Genomic DNA, 12,050 nt, shown 5'->3' on the forward strand with positions numbered 1-12,050 from the left:
TTCGGATTGTCGTAACTGGACGGTGGTGATCGGTCGGTCTTCTCAGTTGCGCGAGCCCCCTTCCGTATCCCAGTCGCCGGGCAGCAGCGGCTCGGTCGGACCGCCGCCGAACGGGTCGCCGGCCAGTTCGGTCAGCCCGGCCGCTTCTTCGGTCTCCGGCTTGGCCGCTGCACCGGTGAAACCCATTGGGCCCGCGCCCTTGTCGGATGCGCTCATCCGCGGCTTGCGGACCGGCTCCGGCGGCGTGTCCTCCGGGTCGGGTTCGTAATCCATGTAGGCGTCGGCGTACTGGCGTTCGTGCACCGGTGCCGCGCGGCGCCGCCGTGCCTTGCGTTTGGCCAGCGACGACGCCGCGGCCGCGGCGGATGCCGACGCGGCGATATCGGATGCGGGGGCCTTGGCTCCGGTGCCCTCGCGCAGGGTCGGCGTGAAACCCTCGTCGGGTCCGGGACCGGCGACGGCGTAGGGCACCACCGGTGCGGCGGCCGCAGCGGCCACACCGCCCGCGGGAGCGACGCCGCCGGCCACCGATGCGGCGGGTGCTGCGGGCGCGGCGGGCACCGTCGGGGCGACGGCGGCCGCGGGCAGCGGGTCGGCGCGCTGTGCGGGCGCGGGCGTGTTCGACGCCGGTTGCGGCGGCGCGGGTGCAGCTTCCGGCGCCGGGAGAGCCGGCGGGTTGAGGTACTGGTGCAGGAAGTACCCGCCGATTCCCAGCGCCAGCGGTGCCATCCACGTCGTCAGCAGCAGGTTGGGGTAGGTCACCGACGCGCCGACCCACGAGACGGCCTGGTAGGCGACGGCGAACAGGAAGGGACCGTAGGTCACCAGCGTCGGGCCCGGGTTGGTCAGCAGCCCGACGATCAGCTGCTGGGTGTTGCCGATCGGGTCGGCCATGAATTCGATGATGGGTTCGAACAGCTGATAGACATACTGCCCATAGGCATCGAAGATCTGCCCGACGAACCGCAACAGCTGCGCGATGATGTCTGAATTCGCCAGCGCCGAACCGGAATCGGCCGCGGTCAGCTGCGCGAAAGACTGTTGCGCCGTCGCCGCCGCCGATCCGGCCTCCCCCACGCCAGGGGTGAGCACGAACGGGGCGGGCGGGGTCGTCGGGGTGGCCGCCACCGCGGCACCTGACACGGCCTGATATGTGCCCATCGTCGTGGCCGCCTGAATCCACATCCGCACGTAGTTGGCTTCGTTGATGGCGATCGGAATGGTGTTGATGCCAAGGAAGTTGGTGGCGATCAGCGTGACTTGGGTGCTGCGGTTCAGCGCCAGCTCGGCCAGCGTGGGCATGGTCGCCAACGCCGTCGAGTACGCCGCCGCGGCGGCCTCGTGCTGAGCGGCGCTGGCCGCGCTGTTGGCGCTGGCCTGCGCGAGCCACGCCAGATACGGCGTATGCGCTGCGACGTACTGCTCGGCGCTGGGACCTTCCCAGGCACCGCTCTGCACGGCGCCCAGCAGGCCGGTCAATTCCGCCGCGGCCGCGGAGTATTCGGTGGCCAGCGACTGCCACGCCCCCGCGGCGGCCAGCAGCGAACCCGGCCCGGGGCCGCTGCTCAGCATCGCCGAATGCACTTCCGGGGGAAGCGCCATCCAGATGGGGGCGGTCATGTCAGCTACCCGACACCAGGTACGACGAAGCGGCCATCGCATCACCGGCGGCATAGCTTGCCCCGGACTCGCCGACGCCGACGCCGGCCCGGCCGAGCTCTTCGACGCCCTGGGCGGCCATCGTATTGTGCTGCGCCCCAAGGGTGCTGAAGCCGACAGCGGTCTGCAGCGAGACCGCATCCGCCGCGGGGGGCACGACGGTGGTAACCAGTGGCGCTGCGGCCGCATGCGCTGCGGCCAGCCGTGCGGTCAGCCCTTCGACGGCGGCGCTGGCCGCGGTCAGGCCTTCGGGAACAACACGCAGAGTCATCAGTTCAACTCCCTTCCATTGTCTCTTCGGTTGCCTCTCGGATTGCCCACAACCGCGTCGGCGAACGGATTGACCAGTTGTAGGAATGTGGCGTCATCGCCGTCGGCGTCGAGCAGCATCGCTCGCCCGGAAGGCAACCGGCGGAACCGGTGGCCCCGAATCTTGCCGCTGTCCTGGGGATTACCGGACAGCATGAGGATCGCGGCCTGCAGTTCGTTGAGCCTGCGCAGCAGCGGCGCGGTCATCAACGCATGTGCTGACCCGGTGGCGCGCGCGGTCACGATGACGCGCAGCCCGAGCTCGCTGGCCTGTGACAGCAGGCCCAGGAGCGCTGTCCACGGGCGTTGCCCGACGAAGGGACCGCTGACCGCGGGAGCGTCGGGGATCTGGTCGACGTCGTCGATGATCAGGTAGTGGGTGTGCCCGCTCTCATCGGGTCGATAGCTCCAGTCGGCGAGCTGCTGGGGCGTCAAACCCGCAGGCGGGCGCCGCTTCTCGAGTAGCCCCGCCAAGCCGAGGATGGCCGGGGTGATCCGGTCGATGTTCGGGGTGTACTCGTTGTCGGGGAACAGGGACTCGTCCACCAGATGCAGGCGCCGGTCGATCACCGTGAATGCGACCTGATCCGGCGTGGAGTGTTCGCGCACGGTCCGGATCAAGTGACGCAGCAGCGTCGTCTTGCCCGACTTGCTGTCTCCGAACACCATCAACAACGGGTTGCGCGCGAAATCCACCGTCACCGCTGCCAGATCCTCTTCGCGCTGGCCGACGACCACCCGCTCGGGCGCCGGGTACAGCGGCGCGACCGCTCCGGGTGACAGATCGTGTGGCAGCAGCCGGATAGGGGGCGCCCCGACGCCCTGGTAGCGGGCGTTGATCACCGCGATGTCGGTCAGATCCGGTTGGGCGAACAGGAAGTGCTCGGCGGCCATCGTCAGTCCGCGGCCCGGCTGATCGGCAGGCACCGCCTCGGCAGGGCGGCGCAGCGCGCCGGTGACCCGCACGTTGCTGTCACGCGCGTCCGACAGTTTGAGCTCGAGGCGCAACCCGAGTCCGTCGCGCATCGCCAACGGCACCTCCAGCCAATTCGGCGTGCTGACGACGACGTGGATGCCGTAGGACATTCCGGTGTTGACCAGCTCGGTGACCTTAGTCAGCAACGGGTTTCGGGTGTTGAACGTATCGGTGTTGTCGCGGCTGAACGCGTATAGGTTGTCGATGACCAGGAACACTTCCCCGTACTCGTCACCTTCTTCGGCTGAACCGTTGTGCGTGCGGGCTTGCCGGGCCCGCAGCAGCTGTTCCAGTTCACCGAACGTACGCCGGATCCGTTCGGGCTCCAGCGGTGACGCGACGCTCCCGACATGCGCGAGATCTGCGAGCGGCCGCAACTGGCCACCGCCGTAGTCGAGGCAGTAGAACGTGACCTCACGCGGAGAGTGCAGCGCGGCCGCCGACAGGATGAAGGTCTGCAGCGCCGTCGTCTTACCCGACTTCGGCCCGCCGTGGATCAGCATGTTGGCCGCCGCCGATGTTGCATCGAAGATCAGCGGGTCACGCCGCATCGCGAACGGCCGGTCGATCTCGCCCAACGGCCAACGCCATTGCCCTTCGGGCACATCCGCGCGCGCCAGCAACCCGTCAAGGGGGATGTTCTCATCGAGCGGCGGCAACCACAGCCGCGGCGCCCTGGGACCGTAGTGCGCGAGCTGATCACCTATGGTGGCGACAAGCTTGCGGGGCGGGCGGTCCTCATGCGCGGCGGGTTCGACGACGGTCACGGTGTCGGCGGGGGCCTCCACATGGCCGGCGGTGAACACCTGCGGTGTCGGAACCGCTTGCATCACAACCGACTTCTCCACCCGCGGCGGGTCGTAGATGCCATCGACGTAGGTGCTGCGAAACTTCACCGGCATCGCGCCGGGGTTCGGCACCAGAAAACCCTCACCTTTGTGCTCGGGTCCCGACTCGATGTGAAATGCGTCCTCCACGCCGATGATCTGGCGGCTGACGGCGGGACTGGCGACCTTCAGCCCGATCCGGTACGACGTGTTCTTGTCGATGTCCTTGATGCGCCCCACATCCAGCGTCTGCGACGCGAACAGGATGTGGATGCGGAACGACCGGCCCTTGCGCGCCACGTAGTCGAAAAGGTCGGCGTATTCGGGGTGATCGGCCAGCATCAGCGAGAACTCGTCGGCGACCACCAGCAGCGTCGGCAGCGGCGGCAGATCGTGGCCTGCCGCCATCGCGGCCTCGTACTCGAGCACCGAGTTGAACGCGCTGCCCTGTACCCGACGGCCCGCCTCCATCAGCAGCTGTTCGCGCCGCGCCACCTCGCCGCGCAGGGTGTCGGCGAAACGATCTGCCAGCGAACGCTTCTCGGCCATGTTCGAAATGACCGCGACCACCTGGGGGAACTCGCGGAAGATGTCGGCGCCGGCCTCACCCTTGAAGTCGGCGTAGATGACGATCAGCCGGTCAGCGGAGTGGGTGGTCAACAGCGACAACAGGATCGACATCAGCGTCTGCGACTTGCCCGATCCAGTCATGCCGATCATCAGGCCGTGTGGGCCCATGCCGCCTTCGGCCTCGTCCTTGAGGTCGAACATCAACGGGTCACCGGTCGCGGTGACGCCGATGGGCACCCGCAGCTCCTGTGCGCGTGGGCGCGGTGCCCACAGGCTGGCCACATCCAGCGCCGCGGCGTCGGGGATGCCGAGCAGGGTGGAGAACGTCGCGACCCCGGCGTTGCTGGTACGCGCGTGGCCGGGGTTGGAGTCCCAGCGCGACAGCCGACGCGCAATGTGGCGGGCCGCAGCCACATCGAGTCGGTCGGCGGCGTCGACGTAGGGCTGCCACCCGCCGGTCTGCCAGCGCTCCAGCCGCCCGTCGACGATACGCAGGAACGGCCGTTCGGGGTCGACGTACTGTTCGCGGTGCGGCGGTTCGACGGACCGGTGCACCACGGTCACACCGGACAGCCCGGTGCGGGGCAACAGCACGGCGGGGTCGATGTCGGGGTCGTCGATGATGATCAGCAGGTGCTTGGCCCCGGAATCGGCTGTCACACCGAAGGGCTCGCGGTCTTCGAGGACGGGGGCGATCATGGACCGCAGCTCTGCCACGTCGCTGCTGAGGAACCGCGCCGGACCTGCCCCGTCGGCGGCGCCGGGAACGTCGGCGTGCGGCAACCACTTCGCCCACGACCAGTCGTCGCCCTCGATGTGCGGCGACAGTACAGCCAACCCGAGCACGGCCGGGTCGTGCCACGTCACAGCCTGGGTGATCCACGCGCGCAGCGCTGCCCGGACCTCGTCGGGGTCGCCGAGCACGGTCAGGCGCGACACCTTGCCCAGGTCGATGCCCGACGGCACGGCCCGCACGGTGCGCTGCACATCGAGCAGGCCGCGCAACGTGCTGTGCGACACCGGTTCGAGGTCGATCTCGTTCGCAGTGTCTTTCACGCGCAGCTTCGCGTTTAGCGGCGCATCGTGTAATCCGGTGCGCAGCACCAAAAAGTCGGCGTCGCCGGGGTCACGTTCCCACTGTCTCCGGGTGCCGGGAACGTCGGCGAGCAGGGTGGGATCCGGATGCGACCACTCCAGTGCGGCGCGTTGTTCGGCGGCGTGGGCGCGGACGTTGTCGCGCACCACCGACAGGTAACGCAGGTAGTCGGCGCGTTCGGCGTCGACCTCTTCGGTGCGCATCTTGTTGTCGGTGCCGCGGTAGAGCGCCGTCGCCGCCAGCAGCAGAACGAACGGGAAGAACAGCGTCGTCGGGGAGATCAGTCGCATGCCGGTGGCCACCAACGCCACGATCATGCCGACGATGAGGACGACGATCAGATACGGCAGCACTCGACGCAGCAGCGACGGCGGCACCAGCCGCGGCAGTTCCGGCGGCGGCTCGATCGTGATAGTGCCCTGGCGCGTCGTCGGCGGCGGGATTCGGCGGCGCGTTTCAAAGATGAGGCGGCTCACGCGTCGTCCTCGCAGGCTCGACCGGCGCGTTCTGTGCTCATGGTTCGCTCGCAAGCGTCGCTCACGGTGTCTCCCTCACGACGGCGGGTCGGGGATCGGCGGCGAGCCCGTCATGGGCCAGCAAGGCATCGGCGGGCGACAACGTCGGGCCCTGCGCGAACTGGCTCAGCATTGACCACGGAATCGGCAGCGCGGGCGGATTGAGTCCGAGCGCTGAAAGCGTCTCCTGGTCACCGTCGGTGTCGAGCCCGTAGCGCACCCCGGTGTCGGACAGCCAGAAGTTCGCGCCTCCGCTCTGCACCAGGTAGCCGCGCCCCGGTGCGATCACGACCCGGTCGGCGGTGGCGCCCGAGCCCGCTCCCACCAACGGCACGCTGCCCAGCTCTTCGGAGACCGGAAGCGTGACACCGGAACGCAGATCGAGGGTGCCGCTGGTGGCGTCGGCGGGTCGGGTCCACTGTGCACACGTCAGTGGCGCAGCTGCGGCGTCGACCAGCGTCACCTGCTGGCTGGGGTACGCCGAATCGTCGATCACGCTCGCGACGGGCAGCCGGGCGATCTCATCGGCGGCCAGCCGCGGAGGCTGATCGAGACCAAACGAGTCGGTGTTGCGCAGGATTGCCGCGACAACCGGTGAGACCGGCTGCAGCCCATCGCTGAGCACGACGTAGTGACGCAGCGTGTTGTTCGCATCGAAGGACGCCACGACTGCCCCGACCGGCGCACCCACCGGCAGCGCAAAACGAGGCGGTTCGCCGGCCCCGGGGATGGCGGGCGCGCTCAGCGGGGGCGCTTCGGGAACGGCGTTGAACAGTCCGGGCGCGATGGGGCGGATGCTCGGTGCCTGGACGCCGAACCCGAGTGCGCTGGTGACGGCGCGGTCGTTGAGATCGACGCGGCTGCGCCTGCCGTCCCACAGCAGCCACGTTCCTGCGTTCGGCCCGCCGGCGTTGTCGACCAGGACGGCCTTGTCGGCGGGCAGCGTGGCAGCCCGTTCACCACCGTCGGTCAGCGGACCCGCGATCATCGTCACGCCGGTCGCCGGACCGAAACCGCCGTCGCAGACGGTCCAGTCCGCGTCGCGAGTCATGTTCTGCACCATGCGTTCCGGCGCACCCGGGATGCCGATGAGGTTGCCGCGCGCGAACTGGTCGAGCTCGTCGCTCTTGACCATCGTCGGGTTGTCGGGGCGGCCCGCGATGAGCCGCGCGGAGGTCAGGTTCAGCACCGGATGCAGCTTGTCGCCGAGGCGCACGTAGAGCGCCGACGTGGTGCGGTCGGCCAGGATCGCGTCGTCGCCCGGCTCCCCGGCCGGCCGGATGAGCGAGAAGACGAAGCAGCCCGCCAACCCGGTGATGAGCACCAGCGCACCCACCAGAACCGACCGCGACTGGGTGCGCAGCGGATCGACAAGCATGCGGGTGTCGTGCAGTGCGACACCAGATGCGATGCGGCGCATGATGAATCGCCACCCTGATACCTGGTGGCGGGTGACGAACCCGCGCCGGTAGGCAACGTGGTCGGGGTTGTGGTTGGTCGGTGTACGCGAACTGAAACCCCGGCGGTTTCCGTGCGCGGGGTATTCGTTCTGGTCGTCGGGTGTGCTCATTCGGGCACCGGCAGGCCGAGTCCGCGTAGCAACGGAGTCGCCGATCTGGTCACGTCTTCGTCGGTGATCGTCATCAACTCGTCATCGGTGAACTCGGTGGCATCGGCGGTCGAATCGCCCGTCGGCGGACGGTGGTCGAGCCGGTACTCACGTTCCTCCTCTGAACGCTCGACGAGGTTACGGACGAACCGGCCGTTGCCCGCGATGTCGAGGTTGCGCCGTTCCACCCCATTGGCGTCGGGCGTGGTGCCCTGGGCCAGCTGCCCGAATAGCGTCTCCATGTGCGTCAGCGCGGCGGGTTCGAAGATGCTGTCGCGCTTTTCGGCCATGCGGGTGGCGATTTCGACAAGCTCATGCGGCGTGTACGACGGGAAATCGATGCTGCGGGTGAACCGGGACCGCAGCCCCTCGTTGGTGTCGAGGAACGCGTCGAGGTCCTTGCGGTAGCCGGCGACGATCACGACCAGCCGTTCGCGGTCGTTCTCCATGCGGGCCAGCAGCGTGTCGATGGCCACCAACCCGAAGTCGTTCTTGGCGCCGGTCGACACCAGCGCGTACGCCTCGTCGAGGAACAGCACGCCGTCCAGCGCGTTGTCGATGATCGCGTTGGTCTTGGCTTCAGTCTCGCCGATGTGCTGACCGATCAGGTCCGCGCGGTGGACCTCACGGACGGTCTCTTTCCTGAGAATGCCCAGGCCGCAATAGATTTTGGCGACGACGCGCGCGATCGTCGTCTTACCGGTGCCGGGCGGTCCGGCGAACACCAAGTGGTTGGCGCGGTTGGCGACCGCCAGCCCGCGTTCCTGACGCCGGATCGCCATCGCCACCGAGCTTTTGAGCCGGGCCACCTGGTACTTGACCTCCTCGAGGCCGATGAACTCGGCGAGCTCGGCCTCGGCCTCGATCAACAGGTGCGCCTTGCGTTCCTTGGCGCCGGGATCGACGAAGTCGGTTTCGTCCGGCTCCGTCTGCGGATCCCACGGGTCGGTGCGCGCCTCGATGCGCGCCGCCGTGGTGGGCACGATGCCGTAGGAGGAATCCGACAGCGCCACCTCGACCTCGTGGTTCTCGGGGTTGGCCGCATACAGCTCAGCGAGCACGTCGGCCGCGTCGAGATCCTCGCCTTGGGCGCGCATCGACAGCGCTTTGACCAGGGTGCCGTCCACCGCGGCGACGTCGATGGGACCGCCGGGCTCCTCGAGATAGGACAGCGCGGGCGCGAACATGCCCAACCGCGCCAACGACGTGCCCAACGCGGTGCGCACGGCATGGGCGTACGTCTCGTCCAACGTGGAGTCGTTGACGATCGGGCTCAGCATTCGCACGACATCTGACCAGCGTTCGGTGCGGTAGTACATCGCGACGCGCACCCAGCGGGCCTCACCCCAGTCGGGCCGCCTGGCCAGAAGCGGTTCGACGAGTTTGTCGGCGCCGGCGAAGTCACCGGCGTCGCTGCGGGCGACGGCGTAGGCCAGCTGGAAATCGTCGGCCGTGGCGGCGCGGAATTGCAGGTACAGGCCGGTGTCATAGGTGAACCCGAGATCGCCGTCGCCGAGCTCGACCTGCCGCTGCAGCACACCGGCGGTCGCCACGGTCTGCCACACAGCCTCGATCACCCGGGGGCTGGTGTCCCCGGCGGCGGCCAGCCCCGTCCAGGCGTCGCACTGGTCACGGGCGATACGAGTGAGTTCGGCGAACCCCGAGCGCGCGGCGGCCAGGTCGGTCGGCCGTCGCCGGTCGTGCACGGACAGCCCCAGATCCCGGCAACAAGTGGCGAACCGGCTGACGACATCGCGGTCGACCCGGGCCGCAGCGGCAATTCCCGTCGAAAGGGGCATGCCCCGTCGTCTCCCTCGATATGGCCTCGATATGGCTACCCAAAACTTTTGCTGAAGTTAGCATTGCATAAGCTAACTGTCGAGACGCACGGTCGGGTCCGCTACCGGAGCCCGATTCCCCGTTTTAGCGCGCTGACCAGCGTGATAGTGCTTGTCATCAGGTCGGTGTCGGGGTCGGGCGCAGGTATGGTTCCGCCGTTGTCGCGCAACACGTCCGGTAGCGGGGTCGGGTCAGCGCCGCAGAACACCTCGGCGAACGGGTCGACGGCCACCGGGTGTGGCTTCTGCGCCTCGAGCGCTCGCGCGGCGGCGACGAACAGCGCGGTCGAGCCGACGCTGGTGGTGATGTCCCAGCTGTCGTCGTCGGCGCGCACTCTGCGCGTATACGCCCGTCTGCCTAGACCAGCGGTCGGCCGGTGCGGATCCGCCGGTCCAGATCCTTGAGCAGCACGTTGAACGGGAACTGCCGCAGGAGCCGCGGCAGCAGGTTGTTGATGGTGCGCAGAACGGCGATCACCCGGTCGAACCGGCGCTGCTTGTCGGCGTTCCACTCGATCTTCATCTCGTCGCGGAAGCGCTGCGGCAGGAACCCACCGGTGATCAGCAGGTTGAAGTCGTCGATGCGGCGCTGCATCGGGCCCGGCAGCTTGACCCCGCGGATGCGGCCCGCGGCGATCGGCCACAGGTACTCGCGCACCGCGTCGTCGATGTGGACCTTCTCCAGCGACTCCTGCCAGTACTTGTCGAAGGCCGCGCGGTCCTTGGGCCACATGTCCTCGGGGACCTGCAACGTGGTGCCCAGCGCAATGCCCTCTTCGAAGTGTCGATCGGCCGTCTCATCGTCCATCTCGCCGATGAACAGGCGGTAGATGTCCACGCCGCCCTTGTACAGGCATGCACCCACCCACAGCTGCAGGTCCTTGTCAAAGGCGTTGTACTGCACTGGGCTGTCGTCGAGTGAGTAGACCTGCGCGTGGGCGCCGTTCACCGCGCGCCGGAACGCGGCCTTCTGTTCATCGCTGCCTGCGGTCGCGACCGCGAGATAGGTGAACGTGGTGCGCGCGCGCTTGATCGGGTGCCGGTCCACCCGGCCGCTTTCGACCCGGCTCTCCATCACGCCGTAGCCGACGCCGGGCCGGGCCAGCTGCATGATCACGTTGGCCGGGCCCGCCAGCAGCGCGACGCCCATCAGACCGTCGTCGAAGTGCGCTCCGCGGCCGCGTTTGGCGACTGCTGCCGGCTTAGGCGGATCGCTGACCGCCCGTTCGACGTGCGCAATAGGCTCGCTGACCGTCATTGGCGACCCCTACTCCAAATTTGAGCAAATCTGAGAACGTATGTTTCCCGATATTGCCGCACCTGGATGACGGGTGTCAAGATGTCGGGTATGGCACAGGTGCGGCCGTACCGCGGCGTCGATGCCGCCGAGCGCCTCGCGGGGCGTCGGCGACGGCTGCTCGACGCCGGTCTGGACCTGCTCGGCGCCGGTGACCAGGATCCGGCCGAGCTGACCGTGCGCGCGATCTGCGCGCGGGCCGGTCTCGGGGTGCGCTACTTCTACGAGAGCTTCTCCGACAAGGACGACTACGTGGGCGCGGTGTTCGACAGCGTCGTCGCCGACATCGCCACCACCACGCAGGCCGCCGTCGCGTCAGCGCCACCGCACGAGCAGGCCCGCATTGGGATGGCCAACATCGTGCACAGCATCGCCGCCGACGCCCGGGTGGGCCGGCTGCTGTTCAGCGTCGAGTTGTCCAACACGGTGATCGTGCGCAAACGCGCGGAGTCCACGGTGTTGTTCGCTTCGCTGCTGTTTCAGCACGCCGGCGCGCTGGGCGCCGGAAGCGACGACCGCACCAAGGCCAGCGCGCACTTCGCGGTCGGCGGGGTCGGTCAGACCATCAGCGCCTGGCTGTCGGGGGACCTCGATCTGGCGCCCGACCAACTCGTCGAGGTGCTGGCGACGACGCTGGATATCCTCGCGCAGGGGTGAATCTGCGGCCCCCGCCACGCCGAAACCGACGTTTAGGCGCCGATCTCTCGCACTTTCCCGCCCGTTTGTCCCTTTCGGCGTCTATGCCGCGCTATGCGGTGACGCGGGGGCGGCGGTCGGCGGCCGTCTTCGGCACGGTCGCGGTGTCCTGCTCGGTGAACTCCTTGGTCCAGCACGCGAACTCGAGCGTGATGCCGTCGGGGTCGTGAAAATAGAACGAGCGCACGTACACACCGGGATGCACGGTCGGTGACGCCTGCATCTCGCTCTCATCGTGGTTCAGCACCGGCCCGACGCGAACACCCTTGTCCTTGAGCTTCTGGCGGTACTCGTCGAACTTCTCGGCAGGCACGTGAAACGCCAGGTGGTTCATCGAGCTGACCGAGCTGACGATATCGCCGATGCCGGGGATGGCCTCCGGCGAGGAGATGCCCCCGACCCGGTCCGGCGCATCGGCGAACCAGAAGAACGCCACGCAGTCACCGTTACCCGCATCGAAGAAGAAGTGCTGGCCCATGCCGGCCGGCAGATCCAGCGACTTGATCAGCGGCATGCCGAGCACATTGCTGTAGAAGTCGACGGTCTTCTCCATATCCGAGCAGACCAACGCCACATGGTTAATGCCGCCGAGCTCGAACTCGGAGTTGGGATTGTTGGGCTTGATCATGCCGCGCCTCCTCGGGCGAACCTATGGCCA

At 68.2% G+C, this 12,050-nt stretch carries 8 protein-coding genes and 1 pseudogene; 1 reads left to right on the forward strand and 8 read right to left on the reverse strand.

The window, feature by feature from the left end:
* Nucleotides 1-42 precede the first annotated feature (42 nt).
* The 7 genes and pseudogenes from ABQE44_RS09560 to ABQE44_RS09590 form a co-directional block, all read right to left on the reverse strand.
* Nucleotides 43-1,620 carry a PPE family protein gene (locus ABQE44_RS09560; RefSeq protein ID WP_448429380.1) on the reverse strand — a complete coding sequence of 526 codons (1,578 nt, stop codon included), beginning with the start codon at nt 1,618-1,620 and terminating at the stop codon, nt 43-45.
* Between the two features lies 1 nt (nt 1,621).
* Nucleotides 1,622-1,930, reverse strand: coding sequence for a PE family protein (locus ABQE44_RS09565; RefSeq protein ID WP_448429382.1), 309 nt, complete (start codon nt 1,928-1,930; stop codon nt 1,622-1,624).
* Nucleotides 1,930-5,913 carry a type VII secretion protein EccCa gene (gene eccCa / locus ABQE44_RS09570; protein ID WP_448429384.1) on the reverse strand — a complete coding sequence of 1,328 codons (3,984 nt, stop codon included), beginning with the start codon at nt 5,911-5,913 and terminating at the stop codon, nt 1,930-1,932. Before eccCa ends, ABQE44_RS09565 begins: the two co-directional genes overlap by 1 nt.
* A 61-nt stretch (nt 5,914-5,974) precedes the next feature.
* Nucleotides 5,975-7,522: a type VII secretion protein EccB gene (eccB, locus tag ABQE44_RS09575; RefSeq protein WP_448429386.1), complete on the reverse strand. Its 1,548-nt coding sequence runs from the start codon at nt 7,520-7,522 to the stop codon at nt 5,975-5,977.
* A complete protein-coding gene (gene eccA, locus ABQE44_RS09580) occupies nt 7,519-9,360 on the reverse strand; it encodes a type VII secretion AAA-ATPase EccA (protein WP_448429388.1) in 1,842 nt (613 codons plus the stop codon). The genes eccB and eccA overlap by 4 nt, the downstream gene beginning before the upstream one ends.
* A gap of 221 nt (nt 9,361-9,581) precedes the next feature.
* Nucleotides 9,582-9,734, reverse strand: a pseudogene (locus tag ABQE44_RS09585) (SAM-dependent methyltransferase); the annotation flags it as partial.
* Between the two features lie 23 nt (nt 9,735-9,757).
* The gene (locus ABQE44_RS09590) at nt 9,758-10,657 is read right to left on the reverse strand and encodes an oxygenase MpaB family protein (RefSeq protein ID WP_448392487.1); all 900 of its coding nucleotides are present in this window, start codon (nt 10,655-10,657) and stop codon (nt 9,758-9,760) included.
* A 90-nt stretch (nt 10,658-10,747) separates the two neighbouring features.
* Between ABQE44_RS09590 and ABQE44_RS09595 the strand changes: the two genes are divergently transcribed.
* Nucleotides 10,748-11,353: a TetR/AcrR family transcriptional regulator gene (locus ABQE44_RS09595; RefSeq protein WP_448429390.1), complete on the forward strand. Its 606-nt coding sequence runs from the start codon at nt 10,748-10,750 to the stop codon at nt 11,351-11,353.
* A gap of 91 nt (nt 11,354-11,444) precedes the next feature.
* On the opposite strand, the gene ABQE44_RS09600 is transcribed toward ABQE44_RS09595, so the two are convergent.
* Complete coding sequence (locus ABQE44_RS09600) at nt 11,445-12,020, reverse strand: VOC family protein (protein ID WP_448392489.1); 576 nt, start codon at nt 12,018-12,020, stop codon at nt 11,445-11,447.
* Nucleotides 12,021-12,050 lie beyond the last annotated feature (30 nt).

It is taken from the genome of Mycolicibacterium sp. XJ2546 (assembly GCF_053483195.1).